Consider the following 21,491-nt stretch of genomic DNA (forward strand, 5'->3'; position numbering starts at 1 on the left):
TTCTAGCGGGTTCCTATCAATCTATGGTATATTATTCTCACAAAAAACAAAGTAAGGAGATTGGAAATGGAAAAAACTTTGATCTTTGGACACAAAAATCCGGACACGGATACCATCTGCTCGGCCATCGCTTATGCAGCGCTTAAGAAGGAACTGGGCTGGGATGCCGAGCCGGTTCGTCTGGGTGAAGTCAGCGGCGAAACACAGTATGCGCTCGATCATTTCGGGGTGCAGGCGCCGCGCCTGGTGGAGAACGTGGCTGGTGAAGCCGGGCAGGTGATTCTGGTTGACCATAATGAACGCCAGCAAAGCGCGAATGATATCGGTCAGGTTCGTGTTGTCGAGGTTATTGACCACCACCGGATCGCCAATTTTGAAACAGCCCATCCACTCTACTACCGTGCCGAACCGGTAGGCTGCACAGCGACTATCCTCAACAAGCTGTACAAAGAAAACGGAATAGCCATTCCGAAGGAAATCGCCGGTCTGATGCTGTCTGCAATCATTTCCGACTCCCTGCTGTTCAAATCGCCTACCTGCACCGAGCAGGATGTGGCGGCTGCACGCGAGCTGGCTGAAATCGCCGGTGTGGACGCTGAGAGCTACGGTCTTGCCATGCTCAAGGCGGGCGCCGATCTTAGCGACAAGAGTATCGCCCAGCTGATTACCCTGGATGCCAAGGAATTCAAAATGGGTGAATACAAGGTTGAGATTGCCCAGGTTAACGCTGTGGATGTTAACGATGTGCTCTCCAAGCAAGCCGAGCTGGAAACAGCCCTTACGGCCGTCATTGATGACAAAGGCCTGGATCTCTTCCTGTTCGTCGTTACGGATATCCTGAACAATGATTCTGTGGGCTTGGCCCTGGGCCGCGTGGCAGGTGCGGTTGAGCAGGCCTACAATGTGAAGCTGGACGACAACAAAGCGCTTCTGAAGGGTGTCGTTTCCCGCAAATCGCAAATTGTGCCTGTGCTGACCGAAACGATTGCCAAGCTGTAACAGCAGCCGCGGCAGCGGCAGCCATTATGTTCCAGGTTGAATAGGTATGACGCAACCGGCTGTGCGCCTCCCGTTAAGGGCGGCGCACAGCCGGTTGCGGTATTTATGGGAGCACTAGAACCCTTTTGCCAAAAGAGGGCGGACACTCTATACTTAAAATTACATACATGCTGCAGAAGGAGCGGGAGAACATGACTAAAACACGAAACAGCGGTGCGCTTCAATATAAATCGTTCGGTCTGGTTTTGCAAGCGCTTGTAATTATTGCCCGCAAAGAGGGCATCACCTGTTCCAGCTGTGAAATTGCCGGTTACTTGTCTTCAGAGCCGACAGTTCTGAGAAAAGCACTGGCCAAGCTGACCAAAGAAGGCATTTTGGCGACCCGTGAAGGGCGGGATGGCGGCTTCATGCTGAACCGCTCTCCGGAAGAGCTGACGCTGGCGGAAATATACCACGCCATGGAGGTTGGCGGGCTGCGCAGCAATGGGGTGAAGGAGACGATGTGTGAGAATGTTTTTGGGCAGCAGATGAAGAATGCATGCGGAGACATTTTGGAAGAAATGGACCAAAGTGCGGTAGGTGTTCTGCGGAAGTATACCCTGGCTGAACTTGTGCGCCGGACGGAATGTTGACAGGGTGCTTTTTGATGGAATATACTGTGCTTATTATAACACAGTTAACTATATCAGCTGCAAAATAATGGACAGGGAAGAGGAGGAATAAGTTATGGCGTCAGAATTAAAGGTAGAACAGGAATTCAGCAAGGTGATCCGGGAACGGCGGTCGGTGCGGAAATATGATTCATCCTGGAAAATATCCGACGAGGAAATCAAGGAGCTTCTTGTAGAAGCGACCCTGGCACCTTCGTCCTCCAATCTACAGCCCTGGCGGTTCATTGTCATTACGGATCAGGAGATTAAGGCGAAGCTGCTCCCAATCGCATACAATCAGGCGCAAATTACTGAGTCCTCCGCGGTGATAGCTGTGCTTGGAGATACCGAAGCCTACAGCAATGCAGAGACCATCTACGGACATGCCGGCGCTACGGGGCTGATGCCGGAGGATGTCGCCGCAGCTATGGCGAAACGCAGCCGCGAAGGCTATTCCAGCATGCCTGTGGAAAGATTGAAGGATATTGCCCTGATTGACGGCGGACTGGTGTCCATGCAGCTGATGCTTGCAGCCAAAGCCAGAGGCTATGACACAGTCCCGATGGGCGGATTTGATCCTGCGGGTCTCAAAGAGCTGTTCCAAATCTCCCCGCGTTATGTGCCGGTTATGCTGATTGCGCTCGGCAAAGCAGCAGTGGAAGGACGGCCAACCGGCCGCTTGCCGCTGGAAGCAGTTGCCCACTGGAACGGATTTCGGGCTTAAGCCGGACTCGCTCTCTTATTCATATCTGCTGTACAAAGGCCGACCCGGCTCCGCTGCTCCGAAGAGAACGGCGAAGCCGGGTTTTCTGTGAAACAGGTACCAGCCTTGATTAGGGCTGGGGCCTGTTTCTGCTGGCCGGGAGCTGGCGGCCTGTGCTGCATATTTCTGGTTTCCGGCGCTTTCTGCTAAACTAAGTTCAAAGCGTTGACCCAAGAAGGCGCACAGGAGGGATCACATGATACAAGTATACCCGGCGGAATCCGCCCATCACTTTGACCATGGCTGGCTGAGAGGAACGCACAGTTTTTCGTTCGGTGATTATTATGATCCCGCCAATACGGCTTTTGGACCGATGCGTGTCTGCAATGACGATATCATCGCTCCGGGAAGAGGCTTCGGTGCCCATCCGCATAGCGATATGGAGATTGTTTCCATTGTGCTCCGCGGCAGACTCAGGCATGAAGACAACCTGGGCAATGTGGCGGAAACCGCTTTTGGCGGGATTCAGCGGATGTCGGCAGGCACGGGGGCCATTCATACGGAGCATAATCCCTCAGACTCGGAGCCGGTGCGGCTGCTGCAGCTATGGTTCATGCCGCGTACCCGCGGCACGGCGCCCTCTTACGGCACAAGCCGTTTTGATCCGGCGAAGCTTTACGGGAGGCTGCTGCCCGTAGTATCGGCTGAAGGGTCGGCAGAGATTGTTGATATTGCTCAGGATATGACGATATATCTCGGCAGGGTAAAAGCGGGAGAGCAGCTGGACTATCAGCAGCAGCCCGGCCGGCGGATGTATATCTACTTGATAGAGGGGCAGCTTGCGCTGAATGGAACCGAGCCGCTGCACCCCGGCGATTCCGCACGGATCGAAGAGGTCAGCAGGCTGAAGCTTGCCGCCGGCGAAGATGCTTTTGTAATGCTGATTGATCTGCCCTAGAATCCGCTGATTGGCACAAGGAGGGAGAAGATACATGGCACACGAGAGAGTTCTGGTTAAGCATTCCGTAACAGGCCGCATGCTCGTCAGCAGCACGGAAGGGGTGTCCTACACCTTTGACCGGCAAGGCGGTCTGACCCTGATCACCCTATGCGGTGTACCTGCGGTCAAAGGGCAGGCGGTAGTGGAGCTGAAGTCCGAGCTGAATGTTTTCCGTTTCGAGGAACCGCAGGATGGTCCCGCTATCAAGCATTGGTATTATGTCGGCGACAATCCCGTGAGCTATGACAGCTCTTCCGGATGCCTGAAGATAGCGGTGCAGTCGGAAATTGAATACCGGCCGGATCAGTACTGGGAATAAAGCTTAAAATATATTGACAATATTCCCTGAAAGTACTAGCTTTGTTATGAAACATAACACGAAGAAAAGTGGAGACAGGAGAAATGAGACCAATGGAATTGTTTGCGGCAATGGAGCGGGACGATTATGAAGAACTGTTGTTTTGTCAGGATAAGGCTTCGGGGCTGAAAGCCATCATCGCCATTCATGACACAACACTGGGCCCCGCACTGGGTGGGACAAGAATGTGGACCTATGCTTCGGAGGAAGACGCAATTGTAGATGCGCTCCGGCTGTCCAAAGGCATGACCTACAAAAATGCTGTAGCCGGGCTCAACCTGGGCGGAGGCAAAACAGTGATCATCGGTGATCCCCATAAAGACAAGAACGAGGCGATGTTCCGGGCCTTCGGCAGATACATACAAGGTTTGAACGGCCGCTACATTACAGCCGAGGATGTGGGCACTACGGAGGCGGACATGGATATCATTCATCAGGAAACGGATTATGTGACCGGAATCTCGGCCACTTACGGCTCTTCGGGCAATCCGTCGCCGGCCACAGCCTTTGGAGTATACCAAGGCATGAAAGCGGCGGCCAAGGCGGCCTTTGGCAGCGACTCGCTGGAAGGCAAGACCGTTGCCGTTCAAGGGGTCGGCAATGTCTCCTTCACCCTGTGCCAGTATCTTCATGAGGAAGGTGCGCGGCTGATCGTAACCGATATCAGCAAGGAAGCGGTGCACCGGGCGGTAGAGGCTTACGGGGCCGCAGCGGTTGATCCGGCGGACATTATCTCTGTGAAAAGTGATATTTATGCCCCCTGCGCGCTCGGAGCAACGATCAATGATGCTTCGCTGCCGCTCCTTAAGGCGAAGGTTGTCGCCGGTGCAGCCAACAACCAGCTGAAAGAACCGCGCCATGGCGATGCCCTGCATGAAATGGGCATTGTGTATGCTCCGGATTATGTGATCAATGCCGGCGGCGTTATCAACATTGCCGATGAATTGAACGGTTACAACAAGGATCGCGCCTATAAGCAGATTGCCAAAATCTATGACAGCATCACCCGCATATTGGAAATTTCCCGCACAAGCGGAATTCCTGCCTACGCGGCGGCGGATCATCTGGCACAGGAACGCATTTCCCTGCTGAAGAACAGCCGCAGCACCTTTCTGCGTGACGGACACCATGTCCTCAGCAGAAGATAGCATCAGGAGCGGAAGGCCGGGCTGGACGCGGTTTCAATAATCAGTGAAGCAGTAAGAAGCTGCGGATGCAGCAAAAAGCCTCTTTCCCGGTAACGGCCAAGAGGCTTTTTGCATGTGCTGCTGCGGATTGAGCGCCGCTGCAGCTTAGAAACGTCTATTGTGCCTTCTCCGGTTCCGGGTAAGCAACTCCCAGAGTATCCACGGTAACCTTCTCCATCACCGGCGGCTGTTCGGGCCGGTCTGAACTGTCGCGGGGAAGACTGACGATGCTGTCCACCACATCCTGACCTTCGGTAACCTTGCCGAAAGCGGCATATTGGCCGTCCAGGCTTGGATAAGCATCGGCCATTATGAAGAACTGCGAGCCGCCGGAGTTCATATCCTGGCTTCTCGCCATGGACAATACGCCCTGCGTATGCTGCAGGTTGTTGGTGAAGCCGTTCCCGGTGAATTCACCGGCGATGCTGTAGCCCGGTCCGCCCATGCCTGTGCCATCGGGATCTCCGCCCTGGATCATGAAGCCGGGAATGACGCGGTGGAAGATTGTTCCGTCATAGAAGCCTTTTTGGATTAATGAAATGAAATTATTGACGGTATTGGGAGCAACCTCAGGGTACAGTTCGGCTTTAATGACGCCGCCGCCGGCTATCTCTATGGTCACAACAGGATGGCTGGCCGTTGCCGAAGGCACGCCTTCAGTGGCTGCCGCTGCGCTCTCCTGTGGAGCCGGACTCGCCGCATTGCTGCTGCTTCCATTATCTCCCGCATTGTTATTGTTCGCGGGTTTGTTGCCGCAGCCTGCCGGTATTACAAGCAGGAGGGCCATCATCATCATCAGGATGAAGGTTTTTTTTCCTGTACGCTTCACGTTCTCAATCGCTCCTTTGATCTGGGAATATCGGTGGTGCATCCCCCCTATCATACCTCCTTTGTCCTGCTCCTTGCAAAATACGGAAGACTGCCGGGGATTGGCACAGTTCGGAAAGAGGGGTAGAATGGAGGGATGATGCTTCCAGGAATACACAGAAGGGACGTGTGCAGCATGCGTTTTTCATGGAAGCGGAACCTGATCGTGCTTTGGGTAGGAGTGTTTTTTTGCAGTACGGCATATTCGATCTCGATTCCGTTCCTCTCGATTTTTTTGAGCGACCAGCTTGGTGTTACGAATCATTTGGAAATCTGGTCGGGCGTCAGCTTTGGCATTACCTTTCTCGCCAGTGCGCTGATTTCGCCTTACTGGGGGTCGCTCGCCGACAAATATGGGCGCAAGCCGATGCTGATCCGGTCGGGCTTCAGCCTGGCGGCGCTGTACTTGATTAACTTTTTCGTGCATGATCCCTATGTTTTCATTATTGTGCGTATTTTTCAGGGCCTTCTGGCGGGCTTTGTTCCGGCAGCCATTGCCATGGTCGCCACCAACACGCCTGAGGACAAGACCGGTTATGCGCTCAGCATCATGTCTACCGCCGGGGCCACCGGGAGCATCATCGGCCCGCTGATCGGCGGGGTGGTCAGCTATTATTCCAGCAACCGCAGCGCGTTTTTGTTCTCGGCGGTGATTGTGCTGATATCGGCTCTGATCGCCACCTTTTTTGCCAAGGAAGAGAATTATGACCGGTCGGCGCCAAGATCGCGCGTGCGCGACGATATCCGGGAAGCGAGGGCGAACCCTGCATTTATGACGCTGCTGCTGCTGGCGGGGCTGGCTGCCTTTTCCGTGATGATATTGGAGCCGCTGCTGCCGATTTACCTGCTCGACATGGGGATATCGAAGAACAGCGCTTCGCTAAGCTCAGGCATTGTCTTCTCCGCTGTAGGCATCGCCACGGTAATTATGGCTCCGCAGTGGGGCAGAATCGGCAGCCGCAAGGGCTTTGGCTTCATTCTGTTCATCGGCCTGGTCGGCGGGGGGATCGGTAATATTCTGCAGTATTTTGTATCGGGTTATGTAGAATTTGCTATCCTGCGTTTTGCTTACGGCTTGTTCTATGCCGGTGTGCTGCCTTCGGTGAATGCCATGATTGTTCAGGTCATTGACCCGGGCTTCCGGGGGCGTGCCTTCGGCCTGAATCAGGCGGCAACCCAGCTGGCAACCATGGCCGGACCGATTATCGGCGGATTGCTGGGGGCTTTCCTTCCGATCCGCTGGGTGTTCGTCATTAACGGCGTGATACTCCTTATGGCCGCAGTGCTTGTAAAAGTCCGCAAGCTGGAGGCAAAGGTCGAAGCGACCCACGCCTCGGGACAAACGGCAGTACTGGACAACTAACGAATACAAGCTATGGAAGACTGTCCTGCCGAATGCAATTTTCAGCGGACAGTCTTTGTTTTGGTTTCTGCTTTGCGCAGCTCATTGACGGTGGACAGTCTGGCGCCTTCGGGAATGGCGATCCACTCACTTTTGGAGATGCCGATCTGCTGGGAAGTATAGATGCCCGAATGCCCGGAGAACAGGAAGCTCACGAGGCAAGCGATGAACATGTAGACCGCCCCGCCGGAGCCGAACAGTTCAATGCCCATAAGAAAACAGGCAATCGGCGTATTGGTCGCTCCGCAGAAGACCGCGATGAAGCCCAGTGAAGCCAGGAAAGGCGCATATAGATGAAGAATCCCGGCCAGACTGTTCCCGAGAGTGGCCCCAATGGCAAAGAGCGGTGTCACTTCGCCCCCTTGAAATCCGGTTCCCAGAGTGAATGAGGTGAAAATCAGCTTCCATAAGAAAGCGAAGGGAGCAACATCGGTCTGAAAGGAATCCCTAATCAAGGGGAGGCCCAGGCCCAGATAGTCTCTGGAGCCGGCGATATAGACCAGGGCGATGATAATGAAGCCGCCGAGCGCGCTTTTGAGCACCGGATTCTTCACCAGCAGGGTGAAGGATCTTTTCAAATAATGGGTAAGCTCACTGAACAGGATGCTCGCAAGCCCGAACAGGATGGAAGCCAGGATGACCTTCAGCAGAACGATAATCGTCAGCGCAGGGAACATATCCACCTGATAGTGAATGTGCTGGACTTTCCACAGGCGGGTAGCCGCTATATCGCCCACGAAGCTGGCTGTGAAGCAGGGCAGCAGCGCCTTGTGGCTGATCAGCCCGATGGCGACAACCTCCAGACCGAATAAAGTTCCGGCCAAAGGGGTTCCGAAGATCGAACCGAAGCCGCCGCTGATCCCGCACATAAGCAGAATTTGCCGGTCGCGGGAATTGATCCGCAGCAGCCTGCCGAGCCCTTCCGCGAGGCTCCCGCCCATTTGCACAGCGGTTCCTTCCCGCCCTGCGGAGCCGCCGAATAAATGGGTAACCAATGTTCCGAACAGCACCAGCGGAGCCATGCGCAGCGGAATCGTCTCATTTCCCTGCTGGATCTGCTCAAGAATCAGATTATTCCCTTTGGCGCTGTTCTTGCCGTAACGCATATACAGGCAGCTTATCAAGGCTCCGCCCAGCGGCAGCAGATACAGCATCCAGGCATGATTCATGCGGATCCCAGTTACAGCATCCAGGCTTTTCAAAAAAACGGCCGAGGCCGTGCCGGCCAGAAGACCGACTATACCGCCCAGCAGGATCCATTTGATAAAGGTGCTCCAAAGCGCCAGATGATTGCTCCTTTCCGTAAGTTTCAGCCAATGTGCGTACACTTCTTTCATCTTATTAGCCCCCGTTAGAATAATGATGTTCCCACTTCATGATGTCCAGAAATCAAACAGACTCCTACCAGCGAAGTGACCACTGGTAGGAGTCATTAGTCTCTAGAGACGGTTAATGGCGAACTCCATCGCCGTATTGAATTACAACCAATAGTAAGGACATCGTGCGGAAAAGTCAATGAGGAAAATAAAAATGTCTAATCTCCCTCTGTTATTCTTCGTCACCGCGCGAGCCGTTCAGCACATCCGTACCCGGCATGGCATCGATGGGCGGGGCGGCCGGATCTATGGCAGTTCCGGGTTCAAGCTCGTCGGCATCGGGAATATCCTCCAGCGGAAGCTCCTCTTCATCCTCCACAAGCGCTTCATCCCCGGCATAATCAATCGCACTGCCGGCCAGTCCGGCAGCTTCAGCGGCAAACATCGCATCGGATTCCAGCACTTCATCCCGCTCTGCCGGAGGAGGGGCTGTCAGGCCCGCGGCTCTGTCTGCCCTGCGTCCAAGTGCAGGTTCAGGTGCGTTAAGATCGATATCGGCAGCCAGAATAGAGTCGCCGACCAAGGCCGGATCGGCACCGTCGTCTACAACGCCGTCCCAATCGACAGGCTTTGCGTGGGCCGGATCATGGCTGGCAAGTGCGGATTCCAGCGCACGCTCCGGCGTTCCGGAGCTTTTCCCGCTCCGGCTCTGCCCGGTAATGGTTCCAAGCGGCCGCAGCTCCTCCAGCGGAATATCCTGTTCGGGGGATATACCACCCATTTTGGTATAACGCTCATATGCAAAATCGGCTTCAGTTTTGTTGAATTCATTACCCATAGCCGTTCAGCTCCTTTTGGCATGATTACTTATGGCTTCATTAACCGCAGCTTCCTGATCCTCTTCAGGCAGTGCGCCCGGATAGGTTCCTTCCTGAAACAGGCCGGATTCATCATCAATGTCCCGCTCGGTCACCAAATTCTCATCAGCGGGCGATTTGCCGGCGGAGGTTTTTTTCTTGTCGTCCATGGCGGCTCCTCCTCCTTATAGTAATTCTATACCCCATTCTCCGGCGGCGAATCTGTATGTCTCAAGGCAGCCTATGCTTAATATAAGCATTCGGCAGGGGGATTAACCATAAGTTGCATTGTAAGGTCTGATTTCGAGGTTTTTTTGCAGGAATATGCAGGGATGGTGCGAAGGTTGTCGAAAATAAGAATCGTATGTACTATATAAATCCAACTAAAGATTTACTGAGGTGCCACAATGAAGTTGCCATCAACAAAGGCAGCGGCAGCCATCCTCATGCTGCTTCTGCTGATTGCCGTAGTGTCTATCGGGATCGCCGCACAGTGGACCGGCGGGGCAGGGCGTTCTTTACCGGAGTGGGAACTGAAATGGGAAGCTTCAGACGTATGCGATCCCGCTGCAGCGGCGGAAGCCCCTGACAGCAATTGGGTTACAACTGCCGCGCAGTCAGCCAGGCCCCTGACTCCGGCAGGCACTGCTGCCGCCTGGCTGCGTTTTTCGCTCCCGGAGACAGGGGATTACTCGGCCCTCTTGATCGATAAGGTGTATGGGCATAACTTCAAGGCCTACATGGATAATAAGCTCATCTACGATTCACAGGATTTATTTAATCATAATGGCAGCAAGGTGTTGATTCCTTTGCCGGGTGCCGAAAGGCCTTCGCAGCTGTATCTGTGGAGCAGCGGAGGCGCCGATGGCTTCGGGGTAGAAGGAAGAATTACAGCAGGGAGCTACGGCAGGCTGCTGGAATTCTATGTGAAAAAGGATTTGGCGGATATTTTAATTGGCGCAGCATTTCTATTTATGGGTGCGGCACTGATGGTTTGTTTGATATTCCTCAAGCTGGATTTTTTCAAAGGAGGCTTCTTCCTCTGTCTGGTGATTGCTTCCTTTGGCGTTCTGCTCATCACCTATTCGCCGTTTCTCCCGCTCATTGTGCGCTCCCGGGGGCACTGGATTGAAATCAGCTTCGATCTGGCTTTATTTACACTGCTGCCGTCGTTTACGTTTTATTTTGAGCAGATTTTCGGTTCGGGCAAGCATGGGCTGATCACGCGGCTGCGTAAATTTCAGTTGGCCTATTCGTTGTTTTGCTTAGTGTTTCTGATTGCAAACGCTCTGCTGTCCTTCCGTCTGGACGGACTTTACCGAATCGCCACCGTCGATATCCTGGGCGTGCTGATGATGCTGCAGTTTATCTTTTTGCTGTATGCGGCTGTCCGGGCTGCGGTCAATGGCAACCGAGATGCCGTTATCTTCTCAATCGGCTTCTCCGTCTTCGCCCTGCTGTCATTAACCGAGCTGATTGTGTACTATGCGGATGAAAGCTACCATCTGCAATGGTGGAAGTGGGGAGTCATTGTGTTTGTGGTTTCGCTGATCCTCATTCTGGGCCGGAGGTTCGCCAGCAATCATGAGCAGGCGGTGGAATATTCCCGGGAGCTGGAGAAATTCAATGATGATCTGCAGCGCTCGGAGAAAATGGAGATCATCAGCGAGCTGGCTGCTTCGGTCGCCCATGAGGTGCGCAATCCCCTGCAGGTGACCCGCGGTTTTCTGCAGATTCTGGGGGAACGTTCCGGCAAGAAGGAGAAGGAGTACCTGCAGATGGCCATGGAGGAGCTGGACAGAGCTTCCCTCATTATCACGGACTTTCTGACCTTTGCCAAGCCTGGAATGGATACACCGGACCGGTTTGAGGTGGCAGAGGAGCTCCGGCATGTATCCGGCATTCTGGTGCCGCTGGCCAATATGCAAGGGGGAACTATTGAGCTTAAGCTCCAGAGCGGACTCCAGGTGCTGGGCAGCACCTCCAAGTTCAAGCAGGCTTTTATCAATCTGATCAAGAATGCCATTGAATCGCTGGAGGAGGACGGGCTCATTACCGTTGCCGCCTGGAGCTCGGGGCAGCATGTCATCATCAGTGTGCAGGATAACGGGGAGGGCATGAAGATGAGCGAGCTGGCCCATCTGGGAGAACCTTATTATTCGAATAAAAAGAAAGGGACCGGCCTTGGGCTGATGGTCACCTTCCGGATTATTGAGGCGATGAACGGCTCCATTCACTTTCATAGCAGAAAAGGTGAAGGCACCGAGGTTATTGTGAAATTACCATCATCCGTAAATAATTAGGAATTATTTTGGTTAATTCCGTTTTTTTGAAGGGATGAACTGTGGATGAAGCGAAGTACTAACAACAACAGAACGTTGCTTCTGAAATTTTCTTCTGAGGTGCTTGCATGCGCTTGTTCGCTAGAGTTCTACATATAACCGTAGTTCTATTCGTACTTTGTACGGCCTGTGGTGCGCTTCAGGTATCGGCAGCAGGCCCATATGCCTCCCAAGAAATAACAAGCTGGCAACTGAAATGGGGAAGCCCGGACGGAGATACAGGCCAGGAGGTTCCGCTTGCGGAGACCCAAGGCTGGATGGAGGTGCTTGCCCGGCTTGGAACGCCGGAGCTGCCCAAGGGAATTTCCTCCGCCTGGACGCGCATACCGCTGCCGGACAGTCAATATACTTCGCCTGCGGTTTATATCAATACGCTGTATGCGCTGCATGTTAAGGCATATGTGGGGGAGCGTCTCATTTTTGAAGGCGACCGCAGCTACATCCATGACAATTATTCGCTGCTCCTTCCCCTCAGTACCGAAGATAACGGAAAGACCCTATATCTATGGACGGAGACCTTGCGGGACCGGATCGGAATTAAAGACAGCCCGGTCCTTGGCGAGCATAGCGTGTTGATCAAGGATTATACCAAAAACGGGCTTGCGGACGTGGTTCTGGGAGGCGCCTTTCTGTTCGTGGCGCTGGTTCTGTTTGTATGCGCATTTTATTTGAACAAGGAGTATTTCTCTGTAGCAGCCTCGCTGTCCTTGGTGATTGCCTCCACCGGGGTTTTGTCCATAACCTATTCCCCTTTTACATACACCTTCTTCAGTTATTTGGGACCGCTTAGCGTCGTTTTCTTCGATCTCGCACTGCTGTCGCTGTTGCCTTCCTTGACTTTTTTATTTGAGAAAATATTCGGCGGCGGCAAATTCGGCATCATCCGGCGTTTCCGTAAATTCCAGGTGGCCTACTCCATATTTTGCATAGCCTGCCTGGTTCTCAATGCCCTGTCGGGCAACCGGCTGGTGGAATTTTATTATTTGGTTTCCGCTACCATCGTCGGAGTGATCATGATTCTGCAATTTGTCCTGTTGATTGCCTGTGTCATCCTGTTCTCTCTGCGGGGGAACAAGGATGCGATCACCTTTGCCGTCGGTTTCGGCACTGCTGCTGTGACCGGTGCAGCCGAGCTGGTCTGGTATTATATCCGCAAAGGCAACTATGATCTGATCTACTGGAAGTGGGCTTTGGTGGTGTTCATTCTCTCCCTGATTGTTATCCTGGGACGCCGCCTGGCTCTGAACCACCAGCAGGTCGTTAAATATTCCCGGGAGCTGGAGCTGTTCAACAACGAGCTGCAGCGTTCCGAGAAAATGGAGATTATCAGCGAGCTGGCCGCCTCCGTGGCACATGAAGTGCGCAACCCGCTGCAGGTGACAAGAGGGTTTCTGCAGCTTTTAAGCGAGAAATCGAGCGGTGATGAGCGAAGATATTTGTTCATGGCCTTAAGCGAGCTGGACCGCGCGTCCAATATCATTACGGATTTTCTGACGTTTGCCAAACCGGAATTCGAGCAAATCTCCCTGCTGAGCGTCCAGGATGAATGCAAGCATATCGAGAGCATTCTGCTGCCGCTGTGTCATTTGAACGGCGGGAAGATGGTGCTTGAGGTCGCCGACCATCTATGGGTTAAAGGGAATTCCTCCAAGTTCAAGCAGGCATTTATCAATATTATCAAGAACAGTATTGAATCGCTGGGCAATGATGGAAGCATTCATATAACGGCATATGCCAAAGGGGGGGAAGTCTTCATCCATGTCAAGGATAACGGGGCAGGCATGGACCCGTGGGTTCTGAGCCGGCTGGGTGAGCCGTATTTTTCCTCCAATAAGATCAAAGGGACAGGGCTGGGGCTAATGGTGACCTTCCGGATCATTGAGTCGATGGGGGGCGAGGTCCGGTTTCTGAGCAGAAAAGGAGCCGGAACCGAATCCATTATCACTCTGCCTTTGGCAGAAGCTCCGGATGGTCCTGGCTCCCTATGAGATGATCTTATTGGTTCTATTATTGGTTCTACCAGGTGCTGAGGGGGGTTAAATCTGTTTTCATTACGCCTGATGCCGGGCTGGGAGGGATAACCAGATAGAACTCATTGGACGCTTCTTCGACGGCTTTGAGTGTAATATCATCGGGAAGTTGGATGCCTAGCGCTTCTTGGAGGGCTGCCTTCGGATCTGTGAGTAATCTTTGCTTGAACCCCGGATCTTCCCATGCCTTCTGAATCACTTGATTTCGGAGAATTGCTTCTGACAAAATAATCACCCTTCCCAAAATGGTTATATTTTCCTGATCAGTATAGCATAGCCCATTCTATTAATCTATATCCTATTTCCTATTTACAGCTTCAAATGTTTAGATAACCAGTAATTGAGACCTCCGTTCTGCAAAAGCTGCTTTTCTGCTTCAACCGCTGCTGCCATATGCTGCAGATTCTTGACCATAAACTGGTGGAAAGAGATAAGATGGGGGGCGTCCAGCTGATGGTCTGCAAGCTTCATATGATTGGCAAGCGCTGTTCCGGCATAGGCAGCCAGTCCGCCTGCCGTGAAGATAAAATCCTTGACCTGAGTTTGGGTAAGCGTTTCCTGACTTGCGTTCGCATGATTGCATGCCATTGACAGCAGGCAGTTATAGCTTCCCTCAGCAAGATCCTCCTCCCAATCCTCATAGTCATCCAGCATTTGCAGGGTCAGCAGCACCGTATGCAGCAAATCCTCCGCTTCCGGAATCAGGGCGGCATTGCCGGAATACAGCAGAATGGCTGTGCTGGTAAGCTTCAGCGGACTGGCTTTGTGGGAGAGCTTCAGGCGGTCATTCAGAAAATAATCTCCATACGCTTCACCGGCCACACTCTCCGCCCATTCCAGAATATAGCGGTTGAAGCAGAGCCAGAAAAGTGAATCTGACGGAAACAGCGGCCTGTACCTGTTGAGGAATTCAACATACAGCAGATTGGCAAGCGGCAGCTTGCGGGCGGCACTGTCTTTGCTGCTGTCCATCAGATCATCCTGAATGAAGAAATAGAGCATGAAAAAGACGTTGCCTGCCGAGAGTCCGCGGACTTCGGCGTCCGTAAGGCCATATCCGTCCCGAAGCCAGAACGGCAGCAGGTAACAGATATAATTTTTGTGGCTTCCTGCGCTGAATACGTTAAACTGATCCAGATAGGATAATCCTTGGGCACGAAGCGGTTCAGGGAATCCGGAAATAATGCCGCTGCAGTCCTGAAACACCAAACGGAGCTCATCGTCGTAATCATGCAGCCAATCCATAGACCTGTCTCCTGTCATCGTCATTTTATTTAACTATGTATAGCTTCCAGGCAATAAATGGTTTATTTGTGATGATTATATGCTTCCCGTCAGGTGATTTCAATCTAAATTCAATCGGGGAATTCTGTACGGAATAGAGGATCTGAAAATAATGATGGAAGGGAGCTCAGGTATGGATAAGATCATATTTGGACTATTGGGCGGCGGGTGGCGTGCGGAATTTTATCTGCGGATCGCCAGAGAGCTGCCGGAGCAATTCGCCGTTGGCGCTGTGTTCGTCCGCAATAAGGATAAAGCCGAAGCCTTGAGCAGAGCCTGGGGAGTCCGGGTATACACTGCAATCGGGGAATTTATCTCCGCAGCCGGAGCTTGTTCATTCACCGTGGTAAGCCTGAAAAAGGATATCAGTACGGCATATTTGATCGGACTGGCGGAGGCCGGAATTCCGGTGCTGGCTGAAACGCCTCCTGCGCCGGACCTGGCACAGCTGAAGGAGCTGTGGAGGCGTGCGGGCCGCTCCGCAACGGTTCAGATTGCCGAGCAGTATTTGTTCCAGCCGATGCATGCGGCAAGAATGGCGTTCGCTGCATCAGGCAGGCTGGGAACCGTCAGCCAGGCCCAGGTATCAGCGGCGCACGGTTATCACGGAATCAGTCTGATCCGCCGGCTGCTCGGCATCGGCTTCGGGAACGCCGGCATCCGTGCTCAGAATTTCCGCTCCCCGATTATCCGGGGGCCGCAGCGGAGCGGACCTCCATCCGGCGAAGCGGTGGCGCAAAGTGTCCAGACGCTGGCTACGCTGGATTTTGGCGGCCAGCTGGGCGTGTTCGACTTCACCGGCGACCAGTACTTCTCCTGGATTCGCGGCAGCCGGGTGCTCGTCCGCGGAGAACGGGGAGAAATATTGAATGATGACATATCCTGGCTGCAAGATTATGACACGCCGCTGTTCAGCAGGCTGCGCCGGATCGATGCCGGCCATGGCGGCAATCTGGAGGGCTTTTACCTTAAGGGAATTATGGCCGGGGGGGAATGGCTGTACAGGAATCCCTTTGCACCGGCGAGGCTCTCCGAGGATGAGATTGCCATTGCGGAGAGCCTGGTCCGGATGCAGCGGCATGTCCAGGGCGGTCCGTCTTTCTACAGCCTGGCGGAAGGCTGCCAGGACCAATATTTGGCGCTGCTGCTGGAGCAGGCCGCCGTGAGCGGCGAAACGGTAGTTTCGCAGCGCCAGCCCTGGGCGGCTGAATGAGCCTGGGCCGCCGGGGGGAGGGGAACAACGGCAAAACTGCCGTTGAAATAGAAGGCCGCCTGATCCGCGTATTTCTCCGGAGCAGGCGGCCTTTTGAACTTCAAAGCGGCAGAACGGATGATCTGCCGTACTATAACGCCGCGGGAACGGCCAGCTCAGCCGCAAGCCCGGTATATTCGGCGCGGAGCCGCACCAGCTTCGAGACACTCTGCTCCAAGCCGCCGGGACGGTTGCGCTGAAGCCACAGCTGGCGGTAGTGATGCAGGAGCAGATCCAGGTCTTTGATCTGCCGCCTGATCAGCGCCGCGTCAAGGCTGCCGGACCCGCCCGCGAGCTGTTTTTTAATCCGGGCCAGCTTTACCGCATGCTTCACGAAATGAATACCGTTCGAGATTTCCTCCATGACAAGGCCGGCATCGCTGCATTCCAGCTCAAGCTGTTCCAAGCGGACTTCGATCTCTTCCATATACTGCTCTATATGCTCGAAATGCTCGCCCGTTAGCTTGCCGACCAGCTGCACCTGGTGCAGCGGGGTTCGCAGCAGCATGGACATTTCCGTATCATTCGGCCGATTGATGCCGGATTCAAGCTTGTAATAGTTGCCGAGGTCCAGCAGCAATTGGCCAATGAGGCCCGAACGGTCCCTGAAGACGGAGGTGTTCAGATACGATGCAACATCGGCCTCCAGGCTGTTCTCCACATTCCAGGCGACTGCCGCGCCGTAGGCGAAGCCGGCATAGCTGGCAGGCAGGTGCTGCCAATGTCCGAAATCGCCCCAGTCGGTGATCAGGTAGCCGATGGCACCGTTATTCTTGCCATGCACGGCGGCGCTGCGCAGATTGGCCAGCATATTATCGCTGCGCCCCGTAAGCGAATTCCAGGAGCTGGTTCCCGGGCAAACATAGAAAGGTATGCCCGCTTCACGGAATTTCAGCGTATCCGCCTCGAACGGGTGTGCTGCGCTGTAGCCCCATTCCATGGCAATGATATCTTTGGGCAGCTGGGGAATGAGCTCGGGGTGCTGGATGATGATATCCCCCCAGAACTGCATGGTTTTGCCGCGCTCCAGGACAAGCCCATGTATTTTCTGCAGAAAAGACAAATACAGCTGGCCCTTGCCCACGGCTTCGGCGGCTGTTTTGCTTTTGCCAAGACCCAGCTCATACGTCTCATCGCAGCCGACATTGAAATGCTTCGATGTGAAGTAAGGAAGGAGGTCATCGTACATGGTGCCAAGCAGCTCCAGGACCTCCGGGTTCCCGGTATGAAAGGTTCCCGGATGCATGAACAGCCCCTCGGGATACATTTCATGGTCGTACATATGTTCAGGGAGCATGAAGCCCTCCGGAATTTCGGCCAGGGCATTGAACTCCGGACGGGTCAGCCAGCCTTCCATGTGGCCGAAGCTGTTCTGATTCGGAACAAGCTCAATATAACGCTCCCGGCAGTAAGCATCGAGCAGAAGAATTTCCTCGCCGGTTACAGGAGTTTCCAGCTCCCAGACCTGGGGAAATGATTCATAGGCGAATGGAGAACCTTCTATATATAGCTGCAGTTGATTCAGCTTCAGATCTGCCATGAAATCAATAAGCCGGTAAAGAGTCTCGAGCTTGGGGATTTTATTGCGGCTGATGTCGATCATCAGCCCTCTCGCAGCGAAGTCCGGCTGGTCGCTGATGTGCAGAAATGGCAGGTCCCGGCCGTAATGCTGCAGAATTTGCTTCAGTGTGGCAGTGGCATAATAGGCTCCCTCGGGAGAACTGTAGGTTACGGCAATTCCGCGCTTATCCACGAGGATCTCATAGCCCTGCGCCGGCAGCATGGGACTATAACTAAAGTGATGGACAGAACGGATGGAAGGACGGGTGCCTATGGACAGGGTGTGATTCAGCTGAAGAACCTGGGACAGGGTAAGCTGGAGCCTGCGCGCAGCAGGAAGAACGGCACGGCCGGCCTCGCCCGCAAGAACTATACTTCCTCTGGCAGGAAGATGGAACCGGCCTTCAGACCGGACCAAGACCTTCGGTCCGGGAAACAGCTGCAAAGGATGCTTTTCAGACATAGCGTGGACACCTCTTATTCATGTAGAATATGATCATCTTCAGATTAACCATATCACTCCTAAACAAAGGGAGGAATGCACATCATGTCCGAGCTAATGGATTATATGATCAGTCCGTATCCGATTCGGGTGGTTGACCCCAAGGTGGAGTCCTCCAGGCTCAGGCTGAAGGCGGTCCGGATAGGTCAGGCGGGTCATTTGCCGGGAAGAATATTGTTCCGTTCAAACGTTGTGTTCGAGCATTGGGCAGTTATCTATATATTATCCGGGAGCGGCACCTATATTGAGAACGGAGGCAAGGCTCAGCAGGTACGCGCCGGCAGCCTGTTTTTCTTCCGGCCGGGCTGCAGCTACAGCTTCGGGCCTCCGCCGGGTGGAAGCTGGGATGAATACTATATTAACTTCAATGGGGCACGCGTGGCCGAATGGCTGGAGGCGGGATTTGTAGAGGGGGGAACGGTCTTTGAGGCGCATGGGGTGCAGGGACTGGCCTCTTTATTTGAAAAGGTGCTGGAGCTGATGGAAGGCGGTGTTCCGGCAGATGCCGACAGGGCTGCGGTTACGCTGGAAGGTCTGCTGCTGGAGTGTTCGCTGATTACCCGGGACCATTACCGCACACGGGAGGCCGACATTATGCCGCAGATCCGTGAAGATTTGACCTCCTGCATCTACGGGACGCCCGATCTGGCGGAGATTGCGGCCAAACACCATATTTCGATGTCCACGCTGCGCCGGCTTGTACGGCGCAGCAGCGGATACCCTCTGCATGAATATATCCACCGCCTCAAAATGGCGGAAGCGAAGCATCTGCTGCTCAACACTTCCCTGCAGGTCAAAGTGATAGCCGGAATGCTGCATTACGGTGATTGCTTTTATTTTTCACGGTTATTTAAGAAATATATGGGATTATCTCCATTAACCTGCCGCAATAGCCTATAATTACCGACAAATTTCTACTTCATCTGAGAATAAAATGTCGGAATTTGTGGTTTTTTATTGACATGCTCAAAAATGAAATGTTATTATTTAGGTAATATTTGCAGAACTGCGTTAGTTCTTATTGACTATGCCGGAGATGAAGCCATGAGAGAATTTTACTGCATCAGTTGCCGCAGTCTCCATAAGGTGGATGCACGAAACCATACTGTACGTATTTTGTCCACCGGGTATCATATCGTTGGCGAACAACGCTATCAGATTTGTATTTGTAATTCATCCAAGTTGCCAAAACCTTTGCCAGCGGTGACCGAAATTGACTGTGAACGACTGGAAAGATTATGACAGCCATAGATTTAGCTGCCGAAGCAGCCTGCCCGGATATTAAAGGCAGGCTGCTTCGCTTGCGGCTGTAATATATTGTTTGTTTCTGAATCCGCTATCTTTTGAAAATATGGATATATTTAAATAAACCTTCGAAAAAAAAGCCGTATTTTAAGCGGAATTCATTAATTGTAACCGTTATCAGCAAAAACGGGAACTTGTTATTGTGATTTTTCTCATGTATGATGCTTTTAAACAAAGCTTAAAATATACTCGCATTTTCCACAAACTGGAGAATAGGGTGGTGGGATGAAAATTAAAGCAACTGCGGAAGACAGAATGATTGCCCTATACAGAACAATTTCTTTGTCCCTCACATCACTAATGTACCTCTTGGACCATACGGGGCCTTCCGTCTTTTATAAATCCCTATTAATCATCGCGTTATTCTTATTTGCCCAAGTATTTACAATTTATTACCGAAGGCTGCGGAAATGGCCGCGTGTTCTTATGCTTGCTGTGAGCATTGAGATGGCGGGAATCATTGCACTGACGTTGTTTACCGGCGGGTATGACAGTTCTTTTAAATTGTATGTCCTTAATCCTGCCCTCATCGCGGCGGGATCATTATCATTTGTTTTCAGCTGGAGTCTGATCTTCAGTTATTTTGCTATAGTTGCCGTGTGCTCTTACTTTTTCATGAACTCTTCCGGCAAAATTTTCTCCGAAGCCGTACTTGATAACGGCAACCTGTTTCTAGTCCTGGTACTTACGGTTATAGTTATGCAAATGGTTAATCGGATCAAGCGGCAGCGGGAAGCGGCAAACGCACGGACCAACGAAACCATGGAACATATCAAATCGCTCTATCATATTGTTGAAACCTCAAGCCAGCATGACTTCATGAATATTGGCCAGGTGATTACAGATTATGTGGTGAAGCTTACTAAGCTGGACAAAGCGTTGTTCTGGTTCGCCAAAAAAAGCGGTGAGCCTGCGCCGCAGAGCCGGCAGACCGGCTGGCAGCAAGAGGAGGAGCGTTTCCTCTTCGCAGAGCTGGAGAAGCACGAGCATGAATGGAGATTGCAGCGTGAACCGGTATTTAAGAGCCTGCCCGGACTCGGAGACTTTCTGCTCATGCCTGTAAGAATGAGTACACGATTTGTCGGCATGATTGGTGTGAAGCTGGAAGCGTCGGAAGGCCTGGAAGGCCGCAGATGGTACATCCAGCAGCTGATGTTTCTCTCGGAGCTGAGCGCGATTATCCTTGAGCGCCATGAGCTGGGTGTTATTGAGAACCGGCTGATCATCACGAACGAGCAGAACCGGATTGCCGATGAAATGCATGACAGTGTATCGCAAAGCCTTTTCGGCATTGTATATGCGACACATTCGTTGAAGCAGACATGGCGGAAGATAACTGAATCCGAGCTGGAGGAGCAAATTGAGCTGATTCATGATTCGGCCACCAAGGTGGCTAAGGAGCTGCGCATTACCATTTACAGTCTCAGCTCCAAAAAAAGCGGCGGTCCCACCTGGCTGGGTATGGTCAGATCGCATTTGAAAAGCCTGTCCAGGCTAAATGATGTGGAAATCGATCTAAAAATAACGGGGGATGATTTCAGTCTCCCTTATCCTTACCACAAGGCGCTCTTCCGGATTATATCCGAAGCCACAGGCAATGCCATTCGTCATGGCGCTGCCAGCCGGGTGGATGTCGAACTGTCGCTTAAGCCAAAATGGATCAGACTTTCGATAAGCGACGATGGCGTCGGCTTCGATACTGATCTGCTCTGGACCGAATCCGAGGACAATACCGGCGGACTTGGCATGAAGAATATGCAATATCTGGCACAGTCTCTAGGCGGTGACTTCCAGTTGTCCAGCAGTGAGAACACAGGCACCAGAATTTTAATTTCGATACCTGTCGGCGTGGCTGAACTAAAAAATGCATAAACTTT

19 protein-coding genes and 1 riboswitch are annotated in these 21,491 nt (G+C 52.9%); of the genes, 12 read left to right on the forward strand and 7 right to left on the reverse strand.

Annotated elements, in window-relative coordinates; translation table 11 throughout:
* Positions 1 to 66 precede the first annotated feature (66 nt).
* The 6 genes from HYD27_RS24075 to HYD27_RS24100 all read left to right on the forward strand — a co-directional run bounded on the left by HYD27_RS24075 (position 67) and on the right by HYD27_RS24100 (position 4,858).
* Positions 67 to 999, forward strand: a complete 933-nt coding sequence (locus HYD27_RS24075; RefSeq protein ID WP_219219363.1) for a manganese-dependent inorganic pyrophosphatase — start codon at positions 67 to 69, stop codon at positions 997 to 999.
* Positions 1,000 to 1,190: 191 nt separating this feature from the next.
* Positions 1,191 to 1,631 (forward strand): RrF2 family transcriptional regulator, encoded by a 441-nt coding sequence (locus HYD27_RS24080; RefSeq protein WP_219219365.1) that lies wholly within the window; start codon positions 1,191 to 1,193, stop codon positions 1,629 to 1,631.
* Positions 1,632 to 1,725: 94 nt separating this feature from the next.
* Positions 1,726 to 2,373 carry a nitroreductase family protein gene (locus HYD27_RS24085; protein ID WP_219219367.1) on the forward strand — a complete coding sequence of 216 codons (648 nt, stop codon included), beginning with the start codon at positions 1,726 to 1,728 and terminating at the stop codon, positions 2,371 to 2,373.
* Between the two features lie 235 nt (positions 2,374 to 2,608).
* On the forward strand, positions 2,609 to 3,310 hold the full coding sequence (locus HYD27_RS24090; RefSeq protein WP_219219369.1) for a pirin family protein: 702 nt from the start codon (positions 2,609 to 2,611) through the stop codon (positions 3,308 to 3,310).
* 34 nt (positions 3,311 to 3,344) lie between these two features.
* The gene (locus tag HYD27_RS24095; RefSeq protein WP_219219371.1) at positions 3,345 to 3,671 is read left to right on the forward strand and encodes a hypothetical protein; all 327 of its coding nucleotides are present in this window, start codon (positions 3,345 to 3,347) and stop codon (positions 3,669 to 3,671) included.
* 92 nt (positions 3,672 to 3,763) lie between these two features.
* A complete protein-coding gene (locus tag HYD27_RS24100) occupies positions 3,764 to 4,858 on the forward strand; it encodes a Glu/Leu/Phe/Val family dehydrogenase (RefSeq protein ID WP_219219434.1) in 1,095 nt (364 codons plus the stop codon).
* A 154-nt stretch (positions 4,859 to 5,012) separates the two neighbouring features.
* Here the strand turns inward: HYD27_RS24100 and HYD27_RS24105 are convergent, their stop codons facing one another.
* Entirely contained in the window at positions 5,013 to 5,768 is a 756-nt protein-coding gene (locus tag HYD27_RS24105) for a peptidylprolyl isomerase (RefSeq protein ID WP_375373939.1), read from the reverse strand.
* Between the two features lie 132 nt (positions 5,769 to 5,900).
* Here HYD27_RS24105 and HYD27_RS24110 point away from each other — a divergent pair, with 132 nt between their 5' ends.
* Positions 5,901 to 7,127, forward strand: coding sequence for an MFS transporter (locus HYD27_RS24110; protein ID WP_219219375.1), 1,227 nt, complete (start codon positions 5,901 to 5,903; stop codon positions 7,125 to 7,127).
* Positions 7,128 to 7,168: 41 nt separating this feature from the next.
* Here the strand turns inward: HYD27_RS24110 and HYD27_RS24115 are convergent, their stop codons facing one another.
* The 3 genes from HYD27_RS24115 to HYD27_RS24125 form a co-directional block, all read right to left on the reverse strand.
* Entirely contained in the window at positions 7,169 to 8,503 is a 1,335-nt protein-coding gene (locus HYD27_RS24115) for a voltage-gated chloride channel family protein (RefSeq protein WP_219219377.1), read from the reverse strand.
* A 79-nt stretch (positions 8,504 to 8,582) separates the two neighbouring features.
* Positions 8,583 to 8,645, reverse strand: a riboswitch (Fluoride riboswitch).
* 69 nt (positions 8,646 to 8,714) lie between these two features.
* Positions 8,715 to 9,320, reverse strand: coding sequence for a hypothetical protein (locus HYD27_RS24120; protein ID WP_219219379.1), 606 nt, complete (start codon positions 9,318 to 9,320; stop codon positions 8,715 to 8,717).
* A 6-nt stretch (positions 9,321 to 9,326) separates the two neighbouring features.
* The gene (locus HYD27_RS24125) at positions 9,327 to 9,509 is read right to left on the reverse strand and encodes a hypothetical protein (protein ID WP_219219381.1); all 183 of its coding nucleotides are present in this window, start codon (positions 9,507 to 9,509) and stop codon (positions 9,327 to 9,329) included.
* 237 nt (positions 9,510 to 9,746) lie between these two features.
* On the opposite strand from HYD27_RS24125, the gene HYD27_RS24130 reads away from it, so the two are divergent.
* Entirely contained in the window at positions 9,747 to 11,642 is a 1,896-nt protein-coding gene (locus HYD27_RS24130) for a sensor histidine kinase (protein WP_219219383.1), read from the forward strand.
* Positions 11,643 to 11,749: 107 nt separating this feature from the next.
* Positions 11,750 to 13,669: a sensor histidine kinase gene (locus tag HYD27_RS24135; protein ID WP_219219385.1), complete on the forward strand. Its 1,920-nt coding sequence runs from the start codon at positions 11,750 to 11,752 to the stop codon at positions 13,667 to 13,669.
* Between the two features lie 28 nt (positions 13,670 to 13,697).
* On the opposite strand, the gene HYD27_RS24140 is transcribed toward HYD27_RS24135, so the two are convergent.
* Both HYD27_RS24140 and HYD27_RS24145 read right to left on the reverse strand, forming a co-directional pair.
* Positions 13,698 to 13,937 (reverse strand): NHLP leader peptide family RiPP precursor, encoded by a 240-nt coding sequence (locus HYD27_RS24140; RefSeq protein WP_220101747.1) that lies wholly within the window; start codon positions 13,935 to 13,937, stop codon positions 13,698 to 13,700.
* A gap of 83 nt (positions 13,938 to 14,020) precedes the next feature.
* Positions 14,021 to 14,956: a hypothetical protein gene (locus HYD27_RS24145; RefSeq protein ID WP_219219387.1), complete on the reverse strand. Its 936-nt coding sequence runs from the start codon at positions 14,954 to 14,956 to the stop codon at positions 14,021 to 14,023.
* Between the two features lie 172 nt (positions 14,957 to 15,128).
* Between HYD27_RS24145 and HYD27_RS24150 the strand changes: the two genes are divergently transcribed.
* Positions 15,129 to 16,208 carry a Gfo/Idh/MocA family protein gene (locus HYD27_RS24150; RefSeq protein WP_219219389.1) on the forward strand — a complete coding sequence of 360 codons (1,080 nt, stop codon included), beginning with the start codon at positions 15,129 to 15,131 and terminating at the stop codon, positions 16,206 to 16,208.
* A 130-nt stretch (positions 16,209 to 16,338) separates the two neighbouring features.
* Here HYD27_RS24150 and HYD27_RS24155 read toward each other — a convergent pair whose 3' ends face one another.
* Complete coding sequence (locus HYD27_RS24155) at positions 16,339 to 18,270, reverse strand: beta-N-acetylhexosaminidase (RefSeq protein WP_219219391.1); 1,932 nt, start codon at positions 18,268 to 18,270, stop codon at positions 16,339 to 16,341.
* An 84-nt stretch (positions 18,271 to 18,354) separates the two neighbouring features.
* Between HYD27_RS24155 and HYD27_RS24160 the strand changes: the two genes are divergently transcribed.
* Positions 18,355 to 19,209: a helix-turn-helix domain-containing protein gene (locus HYD27_RS24160; protein ID WP_219219393.1), complete on the forward strand. Its 855-nt coding sequence runs from the start codon at positions 18,355 to 18,357 to the stop codon at positions 19,207 to 19,209.
* A gap of 852 nt (positions 19,210 to 20,061) precedes the next feature.
* Positions 20,062 to 21,486, forward strand: a complete 1,425-nt coding sequence (locus tag HYD27_RS24165) for a sensor histidine kinase (protein WP_228745287.1) — start codon at positions 20,062 to 20,064, stop codon at positions 21,484 to 21,486.
* Positions 21,487 to 21,491: the final 5 nt, after the last annotated feature.

It is taken from the genome of Paenibacillus sp. S150, assembly GCF_019352175.1.
Classification (GTDB): domain Bacteria; phylum Bacillota; class Bacilli; order Paenibacillales; family Paenibacillaceae; genus Paenibacillus_AQ.

Bases quoted from the DNA above. Each gene is read 5' to 3' on its own strand.
- HYD27_RS24075 (WP_219219363.1), top strand. From the start codon at position 67: ATGGAAAAAACTTTGATCTTTGGACACAAAAATCCGGACACGGATACC.
- HYD27_RS24080 (WP_219219365.1), top strand. From the start codon at position 1,191: ATGACTAAAACACGAAACAGCGGTGCGCTTCAATATAAATCGTTCGGT.
- HYD27_RS24085 (WP_219219367.1), top strand. From the start codon at position 1,726: ATGGCGTCAGAATTAAAGGTAGAACAGGAATTCAGCAAGGTGATCCGG.
- HYD27_RS24090 (WP_219219369.1), top strand. From the start codon at position 2,609: ATGATACAAGTATACCCGGCGGAATCCGCCCATCACTTTGACCATGGC.
- HYD27_RS24095 (WP_219219371.1), top strand. From the start codon at position 3,345: ATGGCACACGAGAGAGTTCTGGTTAAGCATTCCGTAACAGGCCGCATG.
- HYD27_RS24100 (WP_219219434.1), top strand. From the start codon at position 3,764: ATGGAATTGTTTGCGGCAATGGAGCGGGACGATTATGAAGAACTGTTG.
- HYD27_RS24105 (WP_375373939.1), bottom strand. From the start codon at position 5,768: ATGCACCACCGATATTCCCAGATCAAAGGAGCGATTGAGAACGTGAAG.
- HYD27_RS24110 (WP_219219375.1), top strand. From the start codon at position 5,901: ATGCGTTTTTCATGGAAGCGGAACCTGATCGTGCTTTGGGTAGGAGTG.
- HYD27_RS24115 (WP_219219377.1), bottom strand. From the start codon at position 8,503: ATGAAAGAAGTGTACGCACATTGGCTGAAACTTACGGAAAGGAGCAAT.
- HYD27_RS24120 (WP_219219379.1), bottom strand. From the start codon at position 9,320: ATGGGTAATGAATTCAACAAAACTGAAGCCGATTTTGCATATGAGCGT.
- HYD27_RS24125 (WP_219219381.1), bottom strand. From the start codon at position 9,509: ATGGACGACAAGAAAAAAACCTCCGCCGGCAAATCGCCCGCTGATGAG.
- HYD27_RS24130 (WP_219219383.1), top strand. From the start codon at position 9,747: ATGAAGTTGCCATCAACAAAGGCAGCGGCAGCCATCCTCATGCTGCTT.
- HYD27_RS24135 (WP_219219385.1), top strand. From the start codon at position 11,750: ATGCGCTTGTTCGCTAGAGTTCTACATATAACCGTAGTTCTATTCGTA.
- HYD27_RS24145 (WP_219219387.1), bottom strand. From the start codon at position 14,956: ATGGATTGGCTGCATGATTACGACGATGAGCTCCGTTTGGTGTTTCAG.
- HYD27_RS24150 (WP_219219389.1), top strand. From the start codon at position 15,129: ATGGATAAGATCATATTTGGACTATTGGGCGGCGGGTGGCGTGCGGAA.
- HYD27_RS24155 (WP_219219391.1), bottom strand. From the start codon at position 18,270: ATGTCTGAAAAGCATCCTTTGCAGCTGTTTCCCGGACCGAAGGTCTTG.
- HYD27_RS24160 (WP_219219393.1), top strand. From the start codon at position 18,355: ATGTCCGAGCTAATGGATTATATGATCAGTCCGTATCCGATTCGGGTG.
- HYD27_RS24165 (WP_228745287.1), top strand. From the start codon at position 20,062: ATGGCGGGAATCATTGCACTGACGTTGTTTACCGGCGGGTATGACAGT.